This window comes from Pseudomonas sp. CH61, assembly GCF_059429415.1.
In genome coordinates, this window is record NZ_CM182098.1 from 953,398 (window position 1) to 979,085 (window position 25,688).

The 25,688-nt window shown below is 59.9% G+C and carries 20 protein-coding genes; all 20 read left to right on the forward strand.

Annotated features, from left to right (window positions below):
- Positions 1–305 precede the first annotated feature (305 nt).
- The 20 genes from AC5SEM_RS04335 (at position 306) to AC5SEM_RS04430 (ending at position 25,634) form a co-directional block, all read left to right on the forward strand.
- Complete coding sequence (locus AC5SEM_RS04335; protein WP_495472255.1) at positions 306–2,321, forward strand: type VI secretion system Vgr family protein; 2,016 nt, start codon at positions 306–308, stop codon at positions 2,319–2,321.
- A complete protein-coding gene (locus tag AC5SEM_RS04340) occupies positions 2,314–3,189 on the forward strand; it encodes a DUF4123 domain-containing protein (protein WP_495472256.1) in 876 nt (291 codons plus the stop codon). The genes AC5SEM_RS04335 and AC5SEM_RS04340 overlap by 8 nt, the downstream gene beginning before the upstream one ends.
- On the forward strand, positions 3,186–6,584 hold the full coding sequence (locus tag AC5SEM_RS04345) for a toxin VasX (RefSeq protein ID WP_495472257.1): 3,399 nt from the start codon (positions 3,186–3,188) through the stop codon (positions 6,582–6,584). Before AC5SEM_RS04340 ends, AC5SEM_RS04345 begins: the two co-directional genes overlap by 4 nt.
- Entirely contained in the window at positions 6,577–7,764 is a 1,188-nt protein-coding gene (locus AC5SEM_RS04350; protein ID WP_495472258.1) for a hypothetical protein, read from the forward strand. Before AC5SEM_RS04345 ends, AC5SEM_RS04350 begins: the two co-directional genes overlap by 8 nt.
- Before the next feature lie 48 nt (positions 7,765–7,812).
- Positions 7,813–8,994: a hypothetical protein gene (locus tag AC5SEM_RS04355; RefSeq protein ID WP_495472259.1), complete on the forward strand. Its 1,182-nt coding sequence runs from the start codon at positions 7,813–7,815 to the stop codon at positions 8,992–8,994.
- A gap of 279 nt (positions 8,995–9,273) precedes the next feature.
- Positions 9,274–10,047, forward strand: coding sequence for a glucose-1-phosphate cytidylyltransferase (gene rfbF / locus AC5SEM_RS04360; protein ID WP_077571633.1), 774 nt, complete (start codon positions 9,274–9,276; stop codon positions 10,045–10,047).
- Entirely contained in the window at positions 10,029–11,111 is a 1,083-nt protein-coding gene (gene rfbG / locus AC5SEM_RS04365) for a CDP-glucose 4,6-dehydratase (protein WP_141128962.1), read from the forward strand. Before rfbF ends, rfbG begins: the two co-directional genes overlap by 19 nt.
- The gene (locus AC5SEM_RS04370) at positions 11,108–11,668 is read left to right on the forward strand and encodes a dTDP-4-dehydrorhamnose 3,5-epimerase family protein (RefSeq protein WP_116033117.1); all 561 of its coding nucleotides are present in this window, start codon (positions 11,108–11,110) and stop codon (positions 11,666–11,668) included. Before rfbG ends, AC5SEM_RS04370 begins: the two co-directional genes overlap by 4 nt.
- On the forward strand, positions 11,665–12,891 hold the full coding sequence (locus tag AC5SEM_RS04375; RefSeq protein WP_116033119.1) for a class I SAM-dependent methyltransferase: 1,227 nt from the start codon (positions 11,665–11,667) through the stop codon (positions 12,889–12,891). The genes AC5SEM_RS04370 and AC5SEM_RS04375 overlap by 4 nt, the downstream gene beginning before the upstream one ends.
- Positions 12,888–14,009, forward strand: a complete 1,122-nt coding sequence (locus tag AC5SEM_RS04380; RefSeq protein ID WP_116033122.1) for a DegT/DnrJ/EryC1/StrS family aminotransferase — start codon at positions 12,888–12,890, stop codon at positions 14,007–14,009. The genes AC5SEM_RS04375 and AC5SEM_RS04380 overlap by 4 nt, the downstream gene beginning before the upstream one ends.
- Complete coding sequence (locus tag AC5SEM_RS04385) at positions 14,006–14,671, forward strand: acetyltransferase (RefSeq protein ID WP_495472260.1); 666 nt, start codon at positions 14,006–14,008, stop codon at positions 14,669–14,671. Before AC5SEM_RS04380 ends, AC5SEM_RS04385 begins: the two co-directional genes overlap by 4 nt.
- 29 nt (positions 14,672–14,700) lie before the next feature.
- Positions 14,701–15,429, forward strand: coding sequence for a cephalosporin hydroxylase family protein (locus tag AC5SEM_RS04390; RefSeq protein WP_495472261.1), 729 nt, complete (start codon positions 14,701–14,703; stop codon positions 15,427–15,429).
- A gap of 50 nt (positions 15,430–15,479) precedes the next feature.
- A complete protein-coding gene (locus AC5SEM_RS04395; protein ID WP_495472262.1) occupies positions 15,480–18,404 on the forward strand; it encodes a glycosyltransferase family 2 protein in 2,925 nt (974 codons plus the stop codon).
- Positions 18,405–18,434: 30 nt separating this feature from the next.
- Complete coding sequence (gene pseB / locus AC5SEM_RS04400; protein WP_116033133.1) at positions 18,435–19,436, forward strand: UDP-N-acetylglucosamine 4,6-dehydratase (inverting); 1,002 nt, start codon at positions 18,435–18,437, stop codon at positions 19,434–19,436.
- Positions 19,433–20,590: a UDP-4-amino-4,6-dideoxy-N-acetyl-beta-L-altrosamine transaminase gene (gene pseC, locus AC5SEM_RS04405; protein WP_077571642.1), complete on the forward strand. Its 1,158-nt coding sequence runs from the start codon at positions 19,433–19,435 to the stop codon at positions 20,588–20,590. The genes pseB and pseC overlap by 4 nt, the downstream gene beginning before the upstream one ends.
- Positions 20,591–20,621: 31 nt before the next feature.
- A complete protein-coding gene (locus AC5SEM_RS04410) occupies positions 20,622–21,242 on the forward strand; it encodes a pseudaminic acid biosynthesis-associated methylase (RefSeq protein WP_137219393.1) in 621 nt (206 codons plus the stop codon).
- The gene (gene pseF / locus AC5SEM_RS04415) at positions 21,239–21,934 is read left to right on the forward strand and encodes a pseudaminic acid cytidylyltransferase (RefSeq protein WP_116033141.1); all 696 of its coding nucleotides are present in this window, start codon (positions 21,239–21,241) and stop codon (positions 21,932–21,934) included. Before AC5SEM_RS04410 ends, pseF begins: the two co-directional genes overlap by 4 nt.
- Complete coding sequence (pseG, locus tag AC5SEM_RS04420; RefSeq protein ID WP_495472263.1) at positions 21,931–23,436, forward strand: UDP-2,4-diacetamido-2,4,6-trideoxy-beta-L-altropyranose hydrolase; 1,506 nt, start codon at positions 21,931–21,933, stop codon at positions 23,434–23,436. Before pseF ends, pseG begins: the two co-directional genes overlap by 4 nt.
- Positions 23,429–24,481: a pseudaminic acid synthase gene (gene pseI, locus AC5SEM_RS04425; protein WP_077571646.1), complete on the forward strand. Its 1,053-nt coding sequence runs from the start codon at positions 23,429–23,431 to the stop codon at positions 24,479–24,481. The genes pseG and pseI overlap by 8 nt, the downstream gene beginning before the upstream one ends.
- A 226-nt stretch (positions 24,482–24,707) precedes the next feature.
- Positions 24,708–25,634 (forward strand): ketoacyl-ACP synthase III, encoded by a 927-nt coding sequence (locus AC5SEM_RS04430; RefSeq protein ID WP_236429598.1) that lies wholly within the window; start codon positions 24,708–24,710, stop codon positions 25,632–25,634.
- Positions 25,635–25,688: the final 54 nt, after the last annotated feature.

Genomic DNA, 25,688 nt, shown 5'->3' on the forward strand with positions numbered 1-25,688 from the left:
TGACTGGCATTTTTGTTTCTGATCGGACGCTTCTGTGCTTTTAACCGGATGGCCGAGGGTACGCACGCTCCTCACATCGGTGCACAGCACTTGAGACCTTGGTGTGCTGAGTGGCTCATTCCGATAGTCATCACAAATCGCTTTTATTGCGCAGGCGTAATCAGCGACCCGTCTTACAGGTACCAGAGATGCGCCTTACATAAAATCATCGACCCTCTTGATAGCGTGCTGGCAAGTTCTCGCGAGCACAGACCAAGGACGGTTTGAACGCCGCGCTTTTTTCCTCTTTGCTTAAGGATAAGCGTATGTTCCGGTCGGCCAATGCGGCGCATTTTGCGTTGCACATTCCTGCTATCCGTCACGACTTCAAGGTGCTGGCCTTCAGCGGCACCGAAGCGATCAGCACCCTCTACGGCATTCACATTGAACTGGTCAGCGAATATCCGGATTTCGATTTGGAGAGCTTGCTCAGCCAACCGGCGTTTCTGCAATTTGGCCACAACGGTGAAGGCATTCATGGGCGTATCGAAGACGTCCTGGTCGGTGAGGCCGGCAAGCGCCTGACCCGCTATCACCTGACACTGGTGCCGGCGCTGTATTACTTGCAGTTCAGCCACGATCAGCGGATTTTCCAGCAGCGCACGGTGCCGCAGATCATCGCGCAGGTGCTCAAGAAACATGGCATTCAAGGTGATGCATTCACCTTTCACGTTACTGCGAACCTGCCTCGTGATTACTGCACTCAGTACGCGGAATCAGATTTTGAATTCATCCAGAGGTTATGCGCGGAGGACGGCATCGCCTGGCATCACCAGCACTCGGCGGACGGCCATTTGCTGGTGTTCACCGATGATCAAGTGTTCCTGCCCACACTCGGTGCCACGCCCTATCAACAAGACTCCGGCATGGTCGCCGAGCACTCGGTGGTCAGCCGCTTCAGTGTGCGAACCAGCACCCGCACCAGCACCATCACCCGTCGCGACTATGACCTCAAACGCCCGAGTCTACTGCTCGAAAGTAGATTCACCGCCGACTTCACTCCGGCGCTGGAGGACTACCGATACCCGTTACTGATCGAGAACGAAAAGCGCGGCAAGCAGTTGGCCCGGCAGGCGCTGGAGCGCCATCGCAGCGACTATGAATTGGGCGAAGGTCAAAGCGATCAAGCGAACCTGCGTAGCGGGCACTTATTCGAACTGACCGAACACCCGCGTAAAAGCTGCAATGATTTATGGCTCTTGCTCAGCGTTACCCACGAGGGCCGACAGCCCCAAGTGCTGGAAGAGTCCGTCACCAGCGACGTCAAAGCCGCCGATGGTTTCACTCAGGGTTATCGCAACACCTTCAGCGTGATTCCCGCCGAGGTGGTGTTTCGCCCACCGTTGCCAGCACCACGTCGGTCGCTGGTCTGCCAGACGGCAAAAGTGACGGGGCCGCCCGGCGAAGAAATCTACTGCGATGAATTTGGCCGCGTGAAGTGCGAGTTCCATTGGGATCGCGCCGAACTCAACAGTGAAAGCAGCAGTTGCTGGCTTCGGGTTTCGACGAGTTGGGCGGGTGAAAGCTTCGGTTCGGTGACTGTTCCGCGCATCGGCATGGAAGTGCTGGTGACCTTTCTTGAAGGCGATCCCGATCAACCGCTGATCACTGGCTGCATCGCCAACAAGGTCATGGCCACGCCGTACACCTTGCCCGAGCACAAGACCAGAGCCGTACTGCGCAGCCACAGCTCACCACACACCGGCGGCTACAACGAAGTGATGATCGAAGACCGTGCCGGCCAGGAAAAAATCTACCTTCGCGCCGAGCGTGATTTCGAACAACTGATCCTCAATGACAGCCACAGCCTGATCCGTCATGACCGCATCGAACAGGTCGACAACCACAGCACCAGCCTGATCAAGGCTGATGAACGGCACACCACTGAGGGTATGCGTAACACCGTCATCGGCACCGACGACGTGCTCAGCATCAGTGGCAATAGCAGCACCACGGCGGACGGCACGCTGGTGATTCAGGCTGGCCTGCATGCACGCGTTACGGCCAGTCATGTGGTGATTGATGCCGGTACGAGCCTGACGCTGTCGGCCGGCGGTCATCACATCGTGATCAATTCGGGCGGGATCTTCAGCAGTGTCGCCATCGTCGAGGGCGGGGCGCCAGTGGTCGGAGTGGCGGCGTTGTCTGCGCTGCCAACTGCCGCAATCACCCCTCAAGCCCCCGTATTAGTGCAATCGCAGCGTCTGGCCCTGTTGGCCAAAAGACCGATCTGCGCTGTTTGCGAAGCCGCTCAACAACAGCGCGGAGATGCCGATGCTTGAATTTCCTTCCTTACCCGATGATCTGCCATGGTCGGTGCCGGCTTACTTGCTGCTGGATGGGGTCAGTGTCCCCAACCTGCCGCAATGCCTGCGCCGCTGGGACAACCCGGTTTATTGCCTCTACCAAGGCACACGCTGGCAGGAGCTGGCAGATATCTCGCCGTACTTGATCACGCTCAAAGGCGCAGACGATCCGCTGCTGACGTACTTTCAGGAAAACGCCGCGCTGGAATGGGGCTTTCTGCTATTCAGCGATGTCGATGCGCTAACGCTCTGCAAACACTGGCGTCGTCTGCTCACCGTCAAACATCCGAGCACAGTGGAAGTCATGCTGCGCGTTGCGGATCCAGCGGTCATGCATCCATTGCTCGACCTTGCGCAGCAGGTCAACAGCGCACGCTGGTTTGGTCCGGTCCAGCACCTGTGTCTGCCCGATGGGCTTCAGGCCATCTGGCTTCAACATCAACGTGCAGATCATGCAGCTTCCGACACCTGCGATATCTATCAGTTGACCGAACAGGAACTCACCGCTCTGGGAGAGGCGCAGTTTCATCAGTCGGTGCTCAGCCTCAACAATCACTTGCAGCGGTATTTCCCCGGATTCATGGCGTCCTGCTCAGCCCGGAAGCGCCTTCGATTTGCCGAAAAAACAGCACAGGACGCCTATCAACAAGGCTTCACCTCAGAACAGGAAGTCACTCTCTACGCCAATGTATTGGGCTATCTGGCCGGGCAACCCTTGCAGAACCATCCGGACATTGTCGAGCTGCTGACAGTGCCGTCACCGCAATCCTCGATGAGCCGCGTGCAACGCGCTGCCGAGCTGGCGCATGAGCGCTCGATTCAGCAGCCGGGAGACTTGCCATGACAGCCGCCGCCAATATCGCTGCCCTCACCAAAAGCGCCCAAGACATCCGCTCACCCATGGGCCAATGTTCCTTGATGAGCGAAAAAGTGCAGTTGCTGCCGCTGCGCTACGGTCTGGTTGAAAACCTCGATGCCTCAGCCGAACTGAACGTACCGCTCAAGCTCGACAGCCAGCCTTTGGGCATACGGCTGCTGCGTGACGGTTACCTGTACATCATCGATAGCGGCAGCGGTTATCTACATGAATACCGCATTGAACAAGGGCAAATCAGCAAACTGGTGTGGAAAGGCCAGGAAGTGGCCAGCGACACACGCACCACGTCGGTTGGCGAGCCGCAATTGGTTTTCCCCCGGCAAGACACGTTGTTCGCCAGCTATTCGGAAATTCAGTGGACGGCCTACAAATGTTCGCAAGTGCTCAAGGACGCTACTGAGCGTGAGCACTGGATGCAACGCGTTGAACTGGCGAGTGCCTGTCCGGACAAGGGCGGCACGAACCTGCTGAGCCAGCGTCAGACGAAAACCTGGCTGGCCGAGGTCGCTGAAAAACCCGCGACAATCGATCTGCCCGAAGGCGCCAACCCACAAGAGCGCCAGCCCTACGTCTGGGAGGACACACCACTGTTCAAGGGCACGGCAATAGAAACCCTCACCAGCCAGGTGCTGGGGGCTTATCAGAACGATTACCTGTTTCTGGTTTTGCGCGACGACTTCGGCGTGATGCGTGATCTGGCCAGCGCCCAGCTGAACGTCGCGGACTGGCTCGATCAATGGAGCAGCGATGATGCCGCCCAGCGCCAGTACCTCACTGGCGCCTACATTCAGTCGTTGTACGAAATGAGCCCGGCACGCCTTGAAGCGCTGGCCAGCACCGACCCCGATGTCAAAGCCCTGAAGGATGAAACCAACGCTGAGCAGCAGGCGGCCGTTCAGGACTACCTGCGGGCCAAGCGTGACCATGCCGGGCCGCCAATCTTTGGCGACGAGGCTCATTGGCGAAAAGCGGCGATGAGCGATCCGTACGCCCGCGCCGCCGTCGACCTGCAGGACGCATTAGGTCAAGTGCTTTGGCAAAAACACCAGGGCACGATCACCGCACTGCACTTGCAAACCTGGGAGGCGCTGTTCGGCAGGGAAATCGGCCAGCGTGGCATCGACCACCTGATCAACCGCAGCGACATGCAGGCGTTCGTCAGCCGGCAGCAGACGCTGCTGAGCCATTGGCACAAGCGCCTGCAGGCCATTCGTGACGATCGCCTGAACATGATCGTCGCCGGCCACTTTCATCGAGCGGCGTGGTACTACGACTTTCACAACGACGAGCAGATCCGCCATCGCCTCGAAACCGAATTCCTCTGCGTGGCCGCGCTGTGCTGGAACCGCGAAGCCACGGAAAAACTGGCGATCTATCTGGAAAGCAACCTGCTCACCGTCGTGCCGGGGCTGGAGACCCTGACCCTGGCTGATCAGATGGATGTGAGTAAAAAACTCATGGACCTGAGTAACTTCTCGATCAAGGCCGCGACCGCACCGGACAGCCTGGCCGCTGTGGAGGTGCTGACCAACCAGTTCAGGATTTTGATGAATGAGCGGTTGCCGAACTTTGCGGATTTGAATACGCGGTTCAGTGGGCTGCAGAGTTTGTTGGATGGGGCGTATAACCCGGCGAGGCAGCTCAGCATTTCGGACGAGTTGGACACGGCTCATACAGCATTCAGGCAGCGACAAAACGTCGACCCCAACAGCTTCATCCGTGGCCTTGGCATTTCAACGCGCCTGCAACTGTTGCGCGAGTTTTCTCGTAGCGGCTTGACCCTGCGGGCGGCGTCGGCGTCCGAATTCCAGGCGTTCAACCAGACCCGTGATGCTGCGCTCGACCTGCGTCGTCAGCTCAAGGACAGCTACAAACTGCGTCAGCGCGAGTTGTCGCGGCAAATCCACGGCCTGGCCCCGCCCGGCAGCGAGCAAGTGCACAACCAGCGCATCAATCAGCTCAGGGTCGCGCTGGTGCCGCTGGAGGAAAACCTCAGCCGCGCCCTGACCGTCGGCTCCAGCGGGCCGGGGCAAATCGGCACGGTGATCGATGGCATGGCCCCGGCGTTGCGTGAAGAAATGCAGCGTACCGTGCGTGATTTCCGCGCGACGGGGACGTTTGGCAAGCCGATGGCGAGTGCGCTGAAATCCAAGGGCGACGGGATTGCGTTGTTGCTGTTTGTTTATCAGGGGCAGAAGTTTGTTGAGGCGCTGAGTTCAATACTGAAAAAGGATGATCGTTCATTAGCTGATAAGGCGGTTTTCGCTGAATCCTTGATTGGAGTGTCGGCGGCAGGTTTTGCGGCGGTACAGGGGCTGTCGGTGACGATCCTTCAGGCGCATATCGAGCAAATGGACAGTGCCGCTGGAAAACTCAACACCATGAGCCGTCTGGGGCGTTGGGCCGGTATAACCGGCGACGCTGCCTTTATAACAGGTGGTCTGGCTGCGATCTTCGACCTTGGTAAACACTCCTTGCAATGGACCAAAGCATTGGCTGATGGCAACCATCAGGTTCTCGCGGCAACAACCTTGCAAATCGCCGGTGACGGCGTTCTTGTGGGCACCAACACTTGGGGGGCCAAGCACACAACGTCGATTATCAGCGAGATACTTAAAAAACCTACTGAGCTGCGGGCGTTAGCTTGGGCCGAAGCCAGCCCTCGGCTGTTGAGCATCGCCGCGCAAGCCAACCTCGTAGGCTTGATCGGCACCGCCCTGCAACTGCTTGGCGAAGGGCTATATAACTACTTCCATCTGGATGCCCTGCAAAAATGGCTACAAGCCAGTGCTTGGGGTACGGCCAACCTGCGACGTAGCCTGCCAGAGGACTGGAGTGCATTGGCAACGGTGGTCCAACAACCGACCTGCGAACTGATTCGCGAGGGGAAGCGTACTTTCTTGCAACTGAGATTACCCGGCGTGCGCACCCGTGAAATGGACAGCCGCAAAATGCAACTGTTGGCCTATCAGCAAACCCGCGGGACACTGATCCCCGGCCCCTACAACAGCCAGTTGTCACCCCGGCGCTGGCAGGAGTGCAGCGCCGCATGGGCCGCAGTCGCCGTGGTCGTCAGTCAGGAAGACGAGGCACTCACCCTGCAGTTGCCAATCGCCGATGCCTTGCAAACGACGGACTTCGCTCTGGCCCTGAATATTGGATACCAGTTGGAAGCCGAGCGTGATCTGATCCATCGCACTTGTTTTGTCCTGCGTGATCTGCGCATCGCCACTGAGCGTGGTGTACGGTTGCCGGCCCAAGGGCGGTTTACACTCGACCCTGTTGAAACCTTGCCCAACGGATTCAGCAAGACCCCGTACTGGTTGTTCACCCGAGACGAAATGGCGACTGTCGATGTTTAGCAAACTGTTCAAACGCAAAAACAAACCAGAAACCACAAAGCCGGCGCCGGACATTCGCAGCCAGCGGCCCAGTGCTGGAGAGTTAAGGGTTAAAGGTTTTAATGAAACGTTGTTCCTTGCGCCGTTGCCGGTTTACACCGGACAAGCGCAAGTGTCTCGGCGTAATTTTTCGGAGATGAATGAGACTTTTCTGGAGTTGGGGGGAAGCAACTGCGGAATGGTTGAGTTAGGGAAGAGATTGGCGATTCAAATCTGGCTTGTATTGTTTATCGCCTTTATAGCACCGAGCCTGCTCGTCATGTACGGGGCGCTCTTTTATCCAGAAAACTTCAGGGACCCTGTTCATGAGCTACTAACTTTCTTTCAAGTTGGCGTCGTGGTTTGCCTTTTATCCATGATCCCCCTTGGTGGCTTCATCTACGGCATGCTGTCCAACGTCCGCACCCTAGCCAAAAGCTATCCGGTGCGCTTCAACCGCCAACGCCGCGAAGTCTGCTACATCGACGACACCACCCATCGCGTCCTCATCGTGCCGTGGGAAAGCGTGGTGGCGTGGGTCGCTCGCAGTCAGGGTGTCACCAGCTACGGCGCCACGCGCGATTACACTTTCGGCATGGGGTTGGAGGACGACGAGCACGACACCGTACAATTCATCCTCTCGGCCCAACCCAGTGACGCGCATGCACTGGGCATGTGGACGTCGATTCGCAATTACATGGAAGACGGGGAGTTGGTGGATACACCAAACCCCATGCTCGCGGCGCTGGGCATCACTTTGAGCGAAGACGAACTCAAACCGTATGAAGGGTTGCATACGTTTGAAATCGAACGCCTCGACGCCAGAGCATTGGGTCGATTGGACGACGGCGGTGGGCACCTGACTGCCGAAGAACGAAAGCGTTGGGGCTACTCCAAGCGCACGCCATGGCCCCTGCGCTGGTGGTACGTCCGCCGCGTGCTGACGTTCTGGAAAATGCCCTACCTGATCGCCGAGTGGGCCCACCGAAAGGGCCGCCCGACCCTGCCGCAAAGCGTGCAAGCCTGGTCGCAACCCCTGCCGCCCGAGCAATGGGCCAAACCCAGCGCGGCCCTGCAAAAAGCCAACGCCCAAGTCAAAACTGCCATGGATAAAAAGGGTGTCAACTTCGTCGATGCCTGCAAAGCGGCCGGGTTGCATTGAGCAAGGCCCCGTACTGATTGTTCACCCGCGACGAAATGGCGACTGTCGATGTTTAGCAAACTGTTCAAACGCAAAAACAAACCAGAAACCACAGAGCCGGCGCCGGACATTCGTAGCCGACGGCCGAGTGCGGGCGAACTGCGGGTCAGGGGCTTGAACGAAACACTGTTTCTGGCGCCGTTGCCGGTTTACACCGGGCAGGCACAGGTGTCTCGTCGTACTTTCTCGGCGATGAACGAGATCTATCTGGAGCTAGGCGGAAGTAATTTCGGAATGGTTGAGTTGGGAAAGAGATTGGCCATCCAAATATGGTTCGCCTTCGCCTTAGCTTTTATCGCGCCTGTACTCATTTGTTTATGGCTCGTTATTGCAAGTCCTCCAGAGATTGACCGTAAGTTTTTCGACATTATTTGGGATGTAGCACAAGTGTTCGCGACAGGTTCGCTTTTACTCATCATTCCCATCGGCGCCTTCATCTACGGCATGCTCTCCAACGTCCGCACCCTAGCCAAAAGCTACCCCGTGCGCTTCAACCGCCAACGCCGCGAAGTCTGCTACATCGACGACACCACCCATCGCGTCCTCATCGTGCCGTGGGAAAGCGTAGTGGCGTGGGTCGCTCGCAGTCAGGGTGTCACCAGCTACGGCGCCATGCGCGATTACACCTTCGGCATGGGGCTGGAGGACGACGAGCACGACACCGTGCAATTCATCCTCTCGGCCCAACCCAGTGACGCGCATGCACTGGGCATGTGGACGTCGATTCGCAATTACATGGAAGAAGGGGAGTTGGTGGATACGCCAAGCCCCATGCTGGCGGCGCTGGGCATCACTTTGAGCGAAGACGAACTCAAACCGTATGAAGGGCTGCACACGTTTGAAATCGAACGCCTCGACGCCCGATTTATGGGCGATCTCGATGACGGCATGGATGATGACTATCGCAAGCGTTATGGATACCCACAACCCACGAGATGGCCCCTGCGCTGGTGGTACGTCCGCCGCGTTCTGACGTTCTGGAAAATGCCCTACCTGATCGCCGAGTGGGCCCACCGCAAGGGCCGCCCGACCCTGCCGCAAAGCGTGCAAGCCTGGTCGCAACCCCTGCCGCCCGAGCAGTGGGCCAAACCCAGCGCGGCCCTGCAAAAAGCCAACGCCCAGGTCAAAACTGCCATGGATAAAAAGGGTGTGAATTTCGTCGATGCCTGCAAAGCGGCAGGGTTGCATTGAGCAAGGCCCCGTACGGGTTGTTTCAATCGCTCAACGCCCATGGCGTGGCTCAATGAAAGGAATGAATCCACCGCCGGATTCATTCTTTTTTTTGCTTCATCTTCCGCTGACACAATACCTGTCGAGCTGGCGCGTTTCCTGCAAGTCCCCCTCAAATCGCCATAAAACGAGCGCTCGCGGTCATTGCCCCTGCGCCCGAAACGGCAGAAAGGTTTAGCCAGAAGGCCGCAACGCTCAAGAAAGCGACGCGCAGCGCTGTGACGAACGAGAGGGGAGAGGATGAAGGCAGTTATTTTGGCGGGTGGTCTGGGCACGCGCATCAGTGAAGAGTCGCACCTCAAGCCCAAGCCGATGATCGAGATTGGCGGCAAGCCAATTCTCTGGCACATCATGAAGCAGTACTCCGCCCATGGGATTCACGACTTCGTGATTTGCCTGGGCTACAAGGGGTACGCGATCAAGGATTTCTTCGCCAACTACTTCCTGCACACCTCCGATGTGACCTTCGACATGCGTGAAAACCGCATGGACGTTCACCAGAATTACAGCGAGCCATGGCGTGTGACGCTGATCGATACCGGTGAAGAAACCATGACCGGTGGCCGCCTGGGGCGAGCCGCGCGCTATCTGGAAGATGAGGAAGCCTTCTGCTTCACCTATGGCGACGGCGTTTCCGATTTGAACATCAGCGCGTTGGTCGATTTCCACCTGACTCACGGCAAACTGGCCACCGTCACCGCCGTACAACCGCCGGGACGCTACGGTGCGCTGGATCGCGAAGGCGACCGGGTGCTGGGTTTCACCGAGAAGCCACGCGGCGACGGAGGCTGGATCAATGGCGGCTTTTTCGTGCTGTCACCCAAGGTCCTGCCGCTGATCGAAGGCGATTCGACCTCTTGGGAATCCGGTCCACTGGACGGCCTGGCCGCCCGCGGTGAGCTGATGGCGTTTCAGCACGACGGTTTCTGGCAACCCATGGACACCCTGCGCGACAAGAACCACCTCGAAGCCCTGTGGCAGAGCGGGGAGGCCCCATGGAAGCAATGGGACTGAGCGCGGATTTCTGGCGCGGCAAACGCGTTCTCGTCACCGGACATACCGGTTTCAAAGGCAGCTGGCTGACCCTGTGGCTGCAAAGCCTCGGCGCGCAAGTCAGCGGCTTTTCTCTGGATCCGTCGACCGAGCCGAGCCTGTTCGAACTGGCGCGGGTGCACGAAGGCATCAACGATCAGCGCGGTGATCTGCGAGATCTCGGCGCCTTGCTGGAAATCATCGCCGACACCGAGCCGGAGATCGTTCTGCACCTGGCCGCGCAGCCGTTGGTGCGCGAAGGCTATCGCGATCCGCTCGGCACTTACTCCAGTAACGTCATGGGCACGCTGAACCTGCTCGAAGCGATTCGTCAGGTCGGTTGCGTGCGCGCCTGCGTGCTGGTGACCACCGACAAGGTCTACGCCAACAAGGAATGGCTGTGGCCGTACCGCGAAGACGAAGCCCTTGGTGGCCACGATCCTTACAGCAGCAGCAAGGCCTGCTGTGAACTGCTCGCACAATCCTATGCCGCGTCGTTTTTCCCAGCGGACAAGTACGCCGAACACGGTCTGGCCCTGGCCACCGCGCGTGCCGGCAACGTCCTCGGCGGCGGCGATTTTGCCCCTGAGCGACTGATTCCCGACGTGCTCAAAGCGTGGACCGCCGACGAGCCGGTGACCTTGCGCTACCCGCAGGCCGTGCGCCCGTGGCAGCACGCGCTGGAGCCGCTGGCCGGTTATCTGCAACTGGCCGCCGGCCTCTACGAACAAGGGCCGGAGTACGCCGGGGCGTGGAACTTCGGCCCAGGCGAGGCGGACATGTGCAGCGTTGGCGAAGTGGTCGAACTGCTTGCCAGCCGCTGGCCGCAGGCGCGCGGTCTGCGCATCGAGAAAAGCGAACTGCACGAAGCGGGACTGTTGCGTCTGGACAGCAGTCGCGCGCGCCAAGTGCTTGGCTGGCAGCCACGCTGGACCTTGCAGGCCTGTCTGACCCAAACCCTCGACTGGCACCTGGCGTGGCAGAACGGCGATGACATGCGCACCGTCACCCTCGGCCAATTGAACCTGTACCGAGGCGCGCTGTGAGCGAGTTTTCCCTGAAGGCGTTGCCGCTGGCCGGACTGTTCAGCGTTCAGCACAAGCGTTTCGAAGATCAGCGCGGGCACTTCGCCCGGCTGTTCTGCGAGGGCAGTCTGAGTGCGTTCGGCAGTGAATTTCATATCCGTCAGATCAACCATTCCTGCACCCGCGAGAAGGGCAGTGTGCGTGGCCTGCATTATCAGAATGGCAACGCCCCGGAAGCGAAACTGATCACCTGCCTGCGCGGTGAAGTGTGGGACGTGGCGGTGGATTTGCGCCCCGACTCGGAAACGTTTCTGCACTGGCACGCCGAGCATCTGAAGGCCGGTGACGGTCGCAGCCTGTTGATCCCTGCCGGGTTCGCCCACGGTTTCCAGACCCTCACCGAAGATGCCGAATTGCTTTACCTGCACAGCGCCGATTACGCACCCGAGCACGAGGGCGGTCTGTCGGTGAACGATCCACGGCTGGCGATTGCCTGGCCGTTGCCTGTCAATAATTTGTCAGCGCGTGATTCCAGCCATCCCGCGCTCGATCAACACTTTGCTGGAGTGCGTCTATGAACTGCCGTGGGTGCGCCGCACCGCTGAGTCTGCCGCTGATCGACCTCGGCACCTCGCCGCCGTCCAACGCCTACGTCCACGCTGATCGCCTGGAGCAGGCCGAGCAGTGGGTGCCGCTGAAAGTCGCGGTGTGCCAGCAATGCTGGCTGGTACAGACCGAGGATTACACCAGCGCCGACAGCCTGTTCGACGCCGAGTACGCTTACTTCAGTTCGTTCTCCAGCACGTGGCTGGCCCATGCCGAGCGCTATGTCGCCGAGATGGTCGAGCGCTTCGGCCTGAGCGCCGACAGCCGCGTGGTGGAAGTCGCCGCCAACGACGGCTACCTGCTGCAATACGTCGCCGCGCGTGGCATCCCGTGCCTGGGTGTCGAGCCGACCCGCAGCACCGCACAGGCAGCGCGGGAAAAAGGTCTGCAGATTCGTGAGCTGTTCTTCGGTCGCGACACCGCCGCGCAGTTGCAAAGCGAGGGCTGGGGCGCTGATCTGATGGCAGCCAACAACGTGCTCGCGCATGTGCCGGACATCAACGATTTCCTCGGCGGTTTCGCGACGCTGCTCAAGCCGACCGGCGTGGCCACGTTCGAATTCCCGCAACTGCTGACGCTGATGGCGGGCGCGCAGTTCGACACGCTCTATCACGAGCACTATTCCTACCTGTCGTTGACGGCCGTGCAGACCCTGTGCGAGCGCAATGGTCTGGAAGTGTTCGACGTCAGCCAGCTACCGACGCACGGCGGCTCGCTGCGGGTGTTCGTGCAGCGCAAGGACGGCCAGCGTCGCCCGGTGCAAGCGGCGGTGCAGCAGCAACTGCAGGCCGAACTCGCTGCCGGGGTGAAAACCGCTGAGTACTACGCCTCGCTCGCCCCTGCGGCAGAAAGCATCAAGCATCAATTGCTGCGCTTTCTGTTACAGGCCAAGGCTGAAGGCAAGCGTGTGGTCGGTTATGGCGCTGCCGCGAAGGGCAACACCTTGCTCAATTACGCTGGGGTCAAAGCGGATTTGCTGGCCTGGGTGGCCGATGCCAACCCGCACAAGCAGGGCAAGTTCCTGCCGGGCAGCCGCATCCCGATTGTTGCGCCTGAGCGGATTGCCCAGGAGCAGCCGGACTACATTCTGGTGTTGCCGTGGAACCTGTTGAGCGAAGTGACGCAGCAACTGTCTGCGGCCAAGGCATGGGGCGCACGCTTTGTCGTCGCCGTTCCGGAGTTGAGCATCCAATGAGCAGAATTCATTACACCAAACCCAGCGTTGGCGAACTCGAAGCGCAGTACGCCCTGGACGCCGTGCAGAACGGTTGGGGCGCACGTTGCTACGAATACCTGACACGTTTCGAGCACGGCTTTGCCGAGCATCTGGGCGCCACCTACGCCATCGCCACTTCCAGTTGCACCGGTGCGCTGCACATGGGCATGGCCGCGCTGGGTGTCGGCGCTGGCGACGAAGTGATCCTGGCCAACACCAACTGGATTGCCTCGGCGGCACCGATCACTTACCTGGGCGCCACGCCGGTGTTTGTCGATGTACTGGCGGACAGCTGGTGCCTGGACCCGCAGATGGTCAGAAAGGCGATCACCCCGCGCACCAAGGCGATTCTTGCGGTGCATCTGTACGGCAATCTGTGTGACATGGACGCGCTGCTCGCCATCGGTCGCGAGTTCGGCATCCCGGTGATCGAAGACGCGGCGGAAGCCATCGGCTCGCAATGGCGCGGCAAGGCTGCCGGTTCGCTGGGGGCTTTCGGCGCTTTTTCGTTTCATGGCACCAAGACCATGACCACCGGTGAGGGTGGCATGTTCGTCACCTCGGACAAGGCTTTGTATGAGCGGGTCCTGACCCTGTCCAACCATGGTCGTGTGGCAGGTTGCACCAAGCAGTTCTGGCCGGAGTTCGTCGGCTTCAAATACAAGATGAGCAATCTGCAGGCCGCTGTCGGCTGTGCCCAGGTCGAGCGAATCGATGAGTTGATCGAACGCAAACGGGCGATTTTTGCCAACTACGCGCGGGCGCTCGAAGGCGTACCGGGTGTGTCGCTCAATCCCGAACCGGCCCATGGCCGTAATGGCTACTGGATGCCGACCGTGGTGTTCGATGCCGACACCGGTATCCATCGCGAGCAAATGATCGCCGCCTTCCAGGCCGCCGACATCGACGCGCGGGTGTTTTTCTGGCCGCTGTCGTCGCTGCCGATGTTCAGCGCATACGCGGTCGACACGCCGCTGGCGTTTGCCTTGCCGGAGCGCGCCTTCAACCTGCCGAGCTATCACGACATGACCGACGCCGATCAGCAGCGTGTGGTGCAAGTGGTGCTGGATCTGCTGGCTCGCGGGCACACAGTGTGAAGCTGTATCTGCTGGGGGCCGCCAACCCGGAAGCGGTGCGCATGCTGCACGCCGTCAAGCGCAGCTCGCCGAACGTCGAATTCGCCTTCCTCGACAACGATCCGCGCAAGCACGGCACGCTGTTTCATGGGGTGCCGGTGCTCGGTGGTTGCGAACTTGTCGGCGAGCTCAATGGCGAGGACGTGCGCTTCGTCAATCTGATCACTGGCAGTACCCGGTTACGCTACGAAACCACCTGTCAGCTGGTGGATGCCGGTGCGTGCCTCGGTCAGTTCGTTCATCCGGGGATCGACCTGAGCATGATCCGCATGGGGCAGGGCAGTTATCTGCAGGAAGGCGTGCTGATGCAGGCTGAAGTGACACTGGGCGACAACACCAGCATCAGCGCCGGCAGTGTCGTGGGGCATGAAGGGCAGATCGGCCACTCGGTGTTCATGGCGCCGGGTGTGTGTATCGCCGGTTGCGTGGAAATCGGCGACGGGACCTTTATCGGCACCAACGCCACGATCCTGCCGCGCCTGCGCATCGGTCGCTGGGTAACCATCGGTGCCGGTGCGGTAGTGACCAAAGATGTTCCGGATTTTTCGGTCGTGGTGGGCAATCCCGCCAGGATCATCAAGACCAATGCAGTGCCTTACCCGGATGCCAGGGTGTTCAGGTAAGCCGTTTCCCGAATTTTTGGAGAGTTGCAATGAATCCGCATGAACAGTTTCGCGAAGAAGTAAAAGCCAACATCGAAGGCCTGCAGAAAGACAAGGCCTTGCAGACCGAGTCTCTGAACTGGGTCGGCACCACGGCCAAGCACAAGTACACCTACAACTTCAGCTGGATGGGCCGGCCGATCATTCAGTTCCCGCAGGACATGGTCGCGATGCAGGAAATCATCTGGAACCTGCGTCCGGACGTGATCGTCGAGACGGGTATCGCGCACGGCGGTTCGCTGGTGTTCTACGCCTCGATCCTGGAACTGATCGGGCATGGCGAAGTACTGGGTATCGACATCGATATTCGCGAGCACAACCGCGAAGCCATCGAAGCGCACCCGATGTTCAAACGCATCAGCATGATCCAGGGTTCGAGCATCGATAACGCCATCGTCGATCAGGTGCGCGAGCGCGTGCAGGGCAAAAAAGTGCTGGTGGTGCTGGACTCCAACCACACCCACGAGCATGTCCTCGAAGAACTGCGTCTGTATGCACCTTTGGTTTCGGTGGACAGCTATTGCGTGGTCATGGACACCGTGGTCGAAGACATGCCGGCCGATGCGTTCCCGGATCGTCCGTGGGGCAAGGGTGACAACCCGAAAACCGCGGTCTGGGCTTACCTGGAAGAGAATCGCGATTTCGAGATCGATCAGGCGATTCACAGCAAATTGCTGATCACAGTCGCGCCGGATGGTTATCTGCGTCGCGTGCGTTAATCGACACAACAACGATGAGTTTTCGGCGACGCGCCGTTTGTGGGGAATATATGCAAGGCAAGAACACTTCAGGAACCGATCTGGCACTCAACGAACAGTTGACCGTCGTGCTGATCTCCCACGAACGCCCGGCGTTTTTGCGTAGAGCCATTCGCTTCTACAGCAGTTTGCCGTGCAGGATTCTGGTGCTGGATTCGTCGGCGGTGGCGCTGACGGGCATCCCTGCCGAATTCACCCACGTGGATTATCAGCACTTGCCGCAGTTCGGCTACTGGGGGATTCGCGCCAAGCTGGCTTACGGTGTCGAGCAGCTGCAAACGCCTTACATGGTGTTTGCCGCCGACGACGACTTCCTGGTGCATGATGCCCTGCACGAAGCCGTGGCATTCATGGAGGCCAACCCCGATTACAGCCTGTGCCACGGCTACAGCCTGATGTATCTGGCATTCGCCAACAGCGTCAATTACTTCCGGCGGGACAAGAAAGTCTGCGAAGACTACTCCGCCGATCAGGCCGAGGAGCGTCTGCTCGATTACATGCATCAGTACCTGCCGCCGTTCTATGCCGTGCAGCGTACGGCGATCTTGCGCGACTGGTACGCAGCCATGCCGCAAGACACGATCTTCCAGTGGCAGGAAGTCGGTCACACCTTTTACATGCTGGCTCGGGGCAAGGTGCGGATTCTGCCGATTCCTTATGTCGTGCGCGAAATCAACTATGGCCAGTCCGATCACAACACCGAGATTTATCACACGCTGGCCTATATGGACGCCAAGAGCGTGGCCGGACGTGAAGCGTTTGCCGAATTCCTCGCAGGGTTGCCGACCCAGCTCCAGCATCAGGATCCACAGCAGGGCAAACAGTTTGCTCTGAAGAGTTTTGCCACGCTGGCCGACAGCCTGAAGAACTATCGGGCACTCACCGCCGAGTTGATTTTCGAGTCGACCTGGGTCGATATCGCGACGGACCCGCAGCGTCGGTTCGGTCCGAAGCAATACGTGGAAATGCCGTTCTACAATCAGGTGTTTTTCGATCAACTGACGCAATTCGAGTTTCTGTTGCACGCGATGCCTGCCGGACGCGTTCAGCTCCAGGAACTGGAAGGTATCTGGGCTCGCCAGCAGAGCCTGATGCTGGCACGCAACAATGACACCCCGCAAAGCGTGCTTGACCGCTTGTGGCAGGCGCACGACGCCAACGTGTTCAATCGCGCGGTGATCAAGCAACTGATCGCGCAATTGCAACCGCTGGACGAGGAAGACGACGTGCCCGTCCTGCGCGACTGGGTCGCGCGTCTGGACACGGTGTTGCTCGAAGGTCATCAGCCGACATTCGCCAAGATGCTCACCGGCCGACTGCTCGAGTGGCTCGCTGCACGTGAGCCGGATACCGAGCAGGCCGCGGCGATTGCCGGTCACCTGGCAGACAATGCCGGTGGTCCGCAGTTCGGCATTTTCCTGCTCGATCTGGATAACGACATCGACAAGTTGCAGATCACCCTGGACAGCTTGCTCGAAGGTCACAGCAAAGCCTTCAAGGTTGTGGTCTTCACCACGGGCGAACCGCCGGCGGCAACCACTGCACAAAATACCCTGCACTTTGTGCGCGTGACCCAAAGCAACTTCGTCGACAAGCTCAACCAGAGCGTTAATCAGTCGACCAGCGACTGGCTGCTGCTGGCTGAGGCGGGTGAAGAGTTCACGGCTGCCGGCCTGCTGCGGGCCAGTCTCGAACTGATGGCTGCGCCGGGTGTGCGTGCGGTTGCCACGGATGAGATCCAGCGCCAGGAAAATGGTGCGCTGGTGGATATGTTCCGCCCGGGCTTCAACCTCGATCTGCTGCAGAGCGTTCCGTCACTGATGGCCCGGCACTGGTTGATTCGTCGTGAAGTGCTGACGGGGCTCGGCGGTTATCAGGCCGATTTCAGCAAGGCGCTGGAACTGGATGTGCTGCTGCGCATCATCGAGCAGAGCGGCCTCGATGGCCTCGCCCATCTCGATGAACCATTGCTGATTACCCGGGCGCCGGAGCTGGCAGAAAATCCTCACGAGCGTCAGGCGCTGCTGCGGCACTTGGGCAATCGTGGTTACAAGGCTCAAGTCACCTCGACGCAGCCTGGCACCTGGCAGATCGACTATCGCCATGTCGAGCGGCCGCTGGTCTCGGTGATCGTGCCCGCTGGCGACGATCTTGGCGCATTGCAACGTTGCCTGGATGGCGTGCTGCTCAGAACCCGTTACACCCGCTATGAGTTGCTGGTGGCGGTCAACCCGAATCAGTCGGCCGAGATCAATGACTGGCTGGGAACGCTGCATAACGCCAAAGTGCGGGTGCTGCATGCTGATCGTCCGCTTGACCCCGTGGCGCTGTACAACGCGGCCAGCCAAGAGGCGCAGGGCGAATATCTGGTGCTGCTGGCCACCGACAGTGAAGTGGTCAACCCGAACTGGATCGAGTCGTTGCTCAATCACGCGCAGCGTCCTGAGGTCGGCATCGTTGGTGCCAAACTGGTGGACCGCGACGGCAAGATCGCCCAGGCAGGTTTGATTCTCGGGCTGAATAACGGTGTGGCTTCGGCCTTCATCGGCGAGAAACACACTAACGCGGGTTACATGCAGCGCCTGACGGTCGAGCAGAACTATTCGGCGGTGTCGAGGGTGTGCCTGATGGTGCGCAAAGAATTGTTCAACGCACTGGGTGGCCTGGACGAAGTGACCTTCGCCGACGGCTTCAGTGACGTTGATCTGTGTCTCAAGGCCGGGCAGGCCGGTTACCTCACCGTGTGGACGCCGCTGGTGCAGGTGTTGCACACCGGCGAGTTGCCGCAAACCCCTGAAGCATTGGCTGCATTGCGTGAGAAGTGGAGCGCGGCTTTTGCCCAGGATCCGGCGTACAACGCCAACCTGGCGCTGACCGGCAAAGGTTTTACCTTGGGCGAAAGTGCCCCGATCAATTGGGCGCAATTGCTCGGCTAAGCGTGGCGAACAGGACACAGGAATTCAGACATGTTCAACGGTAAATCGATTTTCATCTCCGGCGGCACCGGCTCGTTCGGGCGCAAATTCATCGCCCGACTGCTGGAGCAATACCAGCCCAAACGCGTGGTGGTGTTCTCCCGTGACGAGCTGAAACAGTACGAGATGCAGCAGACGTTCAATGCGCCGTGCATGCGTTACTTCATCGGTGACGTGCGCGATGCTGATCGCCTGCGGCAGGCCATGCGCGGCATTGACTACGTGGTGCATGCCGCCGCGTTGAAGCAGGTGCCGGCAGCGGAATACAACCCGACTGAATGCATCCGTACCAACGTCAACGGCGCGGAAAACATCATTGCCGCCGCCATCGACAACGGCGTGAAGAAAGTCGTGGCACTGTCGACCGACAAGGCGGCCAGCCCGATCAACCTGTACGGCGCGACCAAGTTGCTCTCGGACAAGTTGTTCGTCGCCGCCAACAACATTGCCGGCGAGCAGCAAACCCGTTTTGCCGTGGTGCGCTACGGCAACGTGGCGGGCTCGCGTGGCTCGGTGGTGCCGTTCTTCAGCAAGCTGATTACCGATGGCGCTACGGAGTTGCCGATCACCGACGAGCGCATGACGCGGTTCTGGATCACCCTCGACCATGGCGTGCAATTTGTCCTCGACAGCTTCGCGCGCATGCACGGTGGTGAAGTGTTCGTGCCGAAAATTCCGTCGATCCGCATCGTCGATCTGGCGCGGGGCATGGCCGAGCATCTGCCGCACAAGAACGTCGGCATTCGTCCAGGCGAGAAGCTGCATGAATTGATGGTGCCGCTGGACGATGCGCGGATGACCCTTGAGTTTGAGGATCACTACACCATCCAGCCATCGATCCGCTTTACCAGCGTCGATGTCGATTTTGCCGTCGACAATCTTGGCGAGCAGGGGCGTGCCGTGAGCGAGGATTTCGAATACCGCTCCGACACCAACCCGCACTTCCTCTCGGTCGGACAGATCACTGACCTGCACGCGAAGCTCTCGGTATGATTCCCTACGGTCGGCAAAGCCTCGATCAGGCAGACATCGATGCGGTTGTCGAGGTGCTGCAATCAGACTGGCTGACCCAAGGGCCGACCATCGAGCGCTTCGAGCAGGCGATGGCCGAACGTTGCCAGGCGGACTTCGCCGTCGCGGTGTGCAACGCCACGGCGGCGCTGCACATTGCCTGCCTGGCCGCGGGCCTGGGGCCGGGCGATCGTTTGTGGACAACGCCGAACACCTTTCTCGCCTCGGCCAATTGCGGGCGTTATTGCGGCGCCGAGGTCGATTTCGTCGATATCGATCCGCTGACCTGGAACCTCGATGCCTTCGCCCTAGAAGCGAAACTCGATCAGGCCGAACAGGACGGCAACCTGCCGAAAGTGCTGGTGGCGGTGGCGTTCTCCGGGCAGAGCTGCGACATGCGCCGCATTGCGCAACTGGCCGAGCGCTACAACTTCACCGTGATCGAAGATGCTTCTCACGCGGTCGGTGCGTCGTACGCGGGACGCCCGGTGGGGTGCGGCGAGTTTGCGGCGATGACGGTGTTCAGCTTTCACCCGGTGAAGATCATCACCAGCGCTGAAGGCGGCATGGTGTTGACCAATCGCCCGCAACTGGCTGAGCGCCTGCAGCGTTTGCGCAGCCACGGCATGACCCGTGATGCGCAGCAGATGACCGAGCCGAGCCACGGCCCGTGGTATTACCAGCAGATCGAGCTTGGCTTCAATTACCGCATCACTGATTTGCAGGCGGCGTTAGGCCTGTCGCAACTCGGCAAACTGGACGATTTCATCGCCCGTCGCCGCGAACTGGCGGCACGCTACGAGCGCTTGCTGGCGTACTTGCCAGTGACGTTGCCCAGCCTTCAGCCGGAGGCAGAATCAGCTTGGCACCTGTACGTGATTCGCTTGCAGACTGATCGCATCAGTCTCAGTCACCGGCAGGTCTTCGAAGGCTTGCGCGCGGCGGGCATCGGCGTGAACCTGCACTATATTCCCGTGCATCTGCAGCCGTACTATCGCGACCTGGGCTTCGCCGAGGGCGACTTCCCCGAAGCCGAGCGTTATTACGCTGAGGCGATCAGCCTGCCGATGTTCCCGCTGCTGAGCGATGAACAACAGGATTACGTGGTCGAGCAATTGCGTCGGCTGACCGAATAATTGCCGCTGCGGCGATGGATGGGTATCTGCAATGCGTGATCTGAGTGAGCAGGAAAAATTCTGGCAGGGCGATTTCGGTAACCAATACGTTGAGCGCAATATCGGTCAGCCGCTGGTGGCCGCCAGTCTGGCGATGTTCGCCAAGGCCCTGAGCCGCGCCGGGCGCATCGACAGCGTGGTGGAGCTGGGCACCAATGCCGGTAACAACCTGCAAGCGTTGCATCAACTGTTGCCGCAAAGTGAACTGTTCGGCGTCGAGATCAATGAAAGCGCCTGCGCTCAGGCCCGGGCGCTGGGCATTGCGCAGATCTGGCAGGGCTCGTTGTTCGACTTTCCCCGCGAGCGAACCTACGATTTGAGCCTGAGCAAAGGCGTGCTGATTCATCTGGCGCCGGAGTTGCTGGCGACTGCGTACGCGCAGTTGTATGCGCTGAGCCGGCGTTACATTCTGATCGCCGAGTACTACAACCCGGCACCGGTGGAAGTGCCTTATCGCGGCAACAGCGGCAAGCTGTTCAAACGCGATTTCGCTGGCGAGATGCTCGATCGCTATGCCGATCTGCACCTGCTCGATTATGGTTTCGTCTATCACCGCGATCCGCAATTCCCGGCGGACGACATCACTTGGTTCCTGCTGGAAAAACGCCCTTGAGCAACGTCGCAATCATCCCGGCCCGTGGCGGCAGCAAACGCATCCCGCGCAAGAATCTTGCGCTGTTTGACGGTGTGCCGATGATTGTCCGTTCGATTCGCACCGCGCTCGACTCCGGGTTGTTCGATCAGGTGGTGGTCAGCACCGACGATGCCGAGATTGCCGACGTTGCGCGAGCGCACGGTGCGCAGGTGCCGTTTATGCGCCCGGCGGCGCTGGCCGATGATTTCACCGGTACCGCAGCGGTGATCGTGCACGCCCTGCAGCAATTGCCTGGCTTTGATTACGCCTGTTGTGTGTATGCCACGGCGCCGCTGTTGCAGGCACGTTATCTGCGCCAGGGCATCGAGTTGCTGGAGCAACGTCCAGACAAGTCATTCACGTTCTCCGTGTGCGGTTTTGGTTTTCCGGTGCAGCGCGCATTGACGCTGGATGCGCAGGGCGCCTTGACGGCGTTGTATCCCGAATTTCGCAACACCCGTTCGCAGGATCTGCCCGAAGCGTTTCAGGACGCCGGCCAGTTTTACTGGGGGCGCAGTGACGCATGGTTGCGTGGCGAAGTGCTCTATTCGCCAGCCAGTCTGCCGGTGATTCTGCCCCGACATCTGGTGCAGGACATCGACACCCTTGAAGACTGGAAACGCGCCGAATATCTGTACGCCGCGCTCAAGGCCGGTGGAGAGCTGCAATGAGAGTGCTGATTCGTGCCGACGCCTCGCCAACCATCGGCAGCGGCCACATTGCCCGCTGTCTGACGCTGGCGCGAGTGTTGCGCGGGCAGGGCAGCCACGTCGCGTTTGCCTGCCGCTGTCTGCCGGGGCATCGCCTTGCTGCCTTGCGCGCCGAGGGCTTCGAGACTTTTGCGCTGCCTGAGCGCTATACCGCGGAAGACCCACAGCAGGCCATCGAATCGATGCTGCCGTGGCAGGCCGACATCGACGCGTTGGCGGCGGTGCTCGAGGGGCACGCCGAATTCGACTGGGTCATCGTCGATCACTACGGCCTCGATCACCAATGGCAAACGGCTGCTCGACAGTGGGCGCCACGGATTGCGGCAGTGGATGATCTTGCTACGCGGCGCTACAGCGTCGATCTGCTGCTCAATCAGAATCTCTCGGGCCTGCACGAAAATTATCGGCCGCTGTTGCCGGCAGGGTGTCGCACCTTGCTCGGCCCACGCTATGCCATGTTGCGTGAAGAATTCCGCTGCCCGGCCATCGAGATCAAACCCACGGCGCGAAGGGTATTGGTCAATTTCGGCGGTTTCGATGCCGCGATGCAAACCCATCACGCGATGCTCGCGCTGGCGGATTTTCCCGAGTTGCAGGTGGACTTCGTCGCTGGCGCCGATAACCCGGCATGGGCGCAGATGCAGGCCTTGTCCGAGACACCGCCGAACTGGCGTCTGCACAGTTTTGTCAGCGACTTCTACCAGCGCATGACCGAGGCTGATCTGTTTATCGGCGCCGGGGGCGGCACCAGTTGGGAGCGGGCGGCGATGGGGCTGCCGACGATCTGTATTGCCGTGTCGAACAATCAGCAGGCCAACGGCGAAGTCATGGCGGCAGCAGGCGCGCATGTGTTCATGGGCGCCCGTGAACAGGTCAGTGTCGAGCAATTGCGCGACGCTATCGGCTTTGTCACCGGCAATCGTTATTTGCGCCAGAGCCTGGCCGAACGCTCGCGACGACTGGTCGACGGGCGGGGTGCCGAGCGAGTTGCGGTGGCACTGGCCGGTGCGGTGCTCAAGGTGCGCGCGGCGACCCTGGACGATGCGCAGTTACTGTTCGATGGGCGTAATGCCGAAACGGTACGGCGCTGGTCGCTGGACGGCGGCGTGATCGACTGGCCGCAGCACCTGAACTGGCTGACGGCGAGTTTGCGCAATCCGCAGCGCCTGTTGTTGATCGCCGAGGCGGACGACGGCGCGGTCGGCGTTGTGCGTTATGACCTGCGCGGGTTTGAAGCCGAAGTCTCGATCTACCTGCTTGAAGGGCGGATGGGCCTGGGGTGGGGCAGGGCGCTGTTGGCCCATGGTGAGGCGTTTGTTGCTACGCACTGGCCGCAACTGCAGGTCATCACCGCTCAGGTGTTGCCGGACAATCGTCCCTCGTTGAATGTGTTTCGTGACGCCGGGTTCACTCAGAGTGCCTGTGCGTTCACCCGTGTTTTGAAGGATCACCCGCATGACTAGTTTCAAGATCGGCAACCGCTTGATCGGCGCCGACGCGCCGCCATTCATCATTGCCGAGATGAGCGGCAACCATAACCAGTCGCTGGACGTCGCCCTGCAAATTGTCGAGGCAGCGGCCAAGGCCGGGGCGCATGCCTTGAAACTGCAAACCTACACCGCCGAAACCATGACGCTGGACCTGGCTGAAGGCGAGTTCTTCATCAAGGATCCGGGCAGTCTGTGGGCCGGCACTTCGCTTTATGCTCTGTATGAAAAGGCCCATACGCCGTGGGAATGGCACGCGCCGATTTTCGCCCGAGCGAAAGAGCTGGGCATGCTCGCGTTTTCCACGCCATTCGACGACAGCGCCGTGGACTTTCTCGAAAGCCTCGATGTGCCGGCCTACAAGATCGCCAGTTTTGAAAACACCGATCTGCCGCTGATCCGTCGCGTCGCGGCCACCGGCAAACCACTGATCATCTCCACCGGCATGGCCAGCATCGCTGAACTGGATGAAGCCGTGCGCGCTGCCCGCGAGGCGGGGTGCAAGGATCTGGTGCTGCTCAAATGCACCAGCACCTATCCGGCGACACCGCTCAACAGCAACGTGCGCACGATCGCGCATCTGCGTGAGCTGTTCGGCTGCGAAGTGGGGCTGTCGGATCACTCGATGGGCGTCGGTGTGTCCGTAGCTGCCGTGGCGCTCGGCGCGACGGTGGTGGAAAAACACTTCACCCTCGACCGTTCAGCAGGTGGCGTCGATGCGAGCTTCTCGCTGGAACCAGCGGAAATGGCCAGTCTGGTGGTGGAAACCGAGCGCGCCTGGCAAGCCATGGGCCAGGTGCATTACGGCGTCACAGAGGCTGAGCGCAAGTCGCTGGTCTATCGCCGCTCGCTGTACGTCACCGCCGATATGGCGGCCGGTGACACCTTTACCGGGGACAATCTGCGCGCCATTCGCCCCGGCCTCGGTCTGCCGCCCAAGCACACCGACGCCGTCCTCGGCCGCCGCGCGCGCGCGCCGATCAAGCGTGGCACGCCGCTGGACTGGTCGTTGGTCGAATAAGCCGATCTGCACCGATTCGGCAAAATAGCGTGACCTGCGAGTCATAACGCGCATCTTCACTGTATTGTATTGATCGGGGAGATGGCGCCTGGCTCGTTTTCGATTCCAGTGATAGCCCTTTGCGCTCCCCGTGGCTGCCCGTTGTGGCGGCCGTTTTCTGTTTGTCGGCGCCCCTCGAAATCCTTGCGAGCGGTGGTCTTGGGCTGTTTTTTATTGGGAAGCCGTAATGATTGGCATAAAAAGCATTGCGAGCTACGTTCCTGTAGCCGGCGTGGACAATTACGCACAAGGTGCAAAATTCGAGAAGGATGAAGAATTCATCCTTGGCAAGATCGGCTCGGCGTTCCTGCCGCGCAAAGACGCTGAACAAGAAACTTCCGATCTGTGCGTGGAAGCGGCCAATGCGCTGTTTGCCAGTAACCCTGGACTGAAACGTGAATCGATCGACGCCTTGATCGTCGTCACCCAGAACGGTGACGAAGAAGGCCTGCCGCACACCGCCGCGATCGTGCAGGACAAACTCGGTCTGCCGACCAACGTGGCGGCGTTCGACATTTCCCTGGGCTGTTCCGGTTATGTCTACGGCATCTACGCGATCAAGGGCTTCATGGAAGCCGCCGGCCTGAAGAACGGCCTGCTGATTACCGCTGACCCGTACTCGAAAATCGTCGACCCGGAAGACCGCAACACCACCATGCTGTTCGGCGATGCCGCGACCGCTACGTGGATGGGCGAAGATCCGGTCTGGGCGCTGGGCAAGGCCAAGTTCGGCACCGACGGTTCGGGTGCACCGCACCTGAAAGTCACCGATGGCGTGTTCTTCATGAACGGTCGTCAGGTGTTCAACTTTGCGTTGCTGAAAGTCCCGGCACACTTGCACGAGTTGCTTGATGACTCCGGTCTGAAGGCCGATGATATCGATGCCTTCTGCATCCACCAGGGCAGCGCGGCAATTGTCGACGCCGTGGCGCGGCGCTTCGAAGGCGAGCCGGAGAAGTTCATCAAAGATATGGTCGAGACCGGCAATACCGTGTCGTCGAGCATTCCGTTGCTGCTGGAAAAACACGTCATCGATTCCGATTGGCAGCGTATTGCGCTGAGCGGTTTTGGTGTCGGTCTGTCGTGGGGCTCGGCGATCATCTACCGCCCTTGAGCCAGAGCAAAAACGGCGGATACAAAAATAGCGTTCAAGGTTAACCTTGAACGC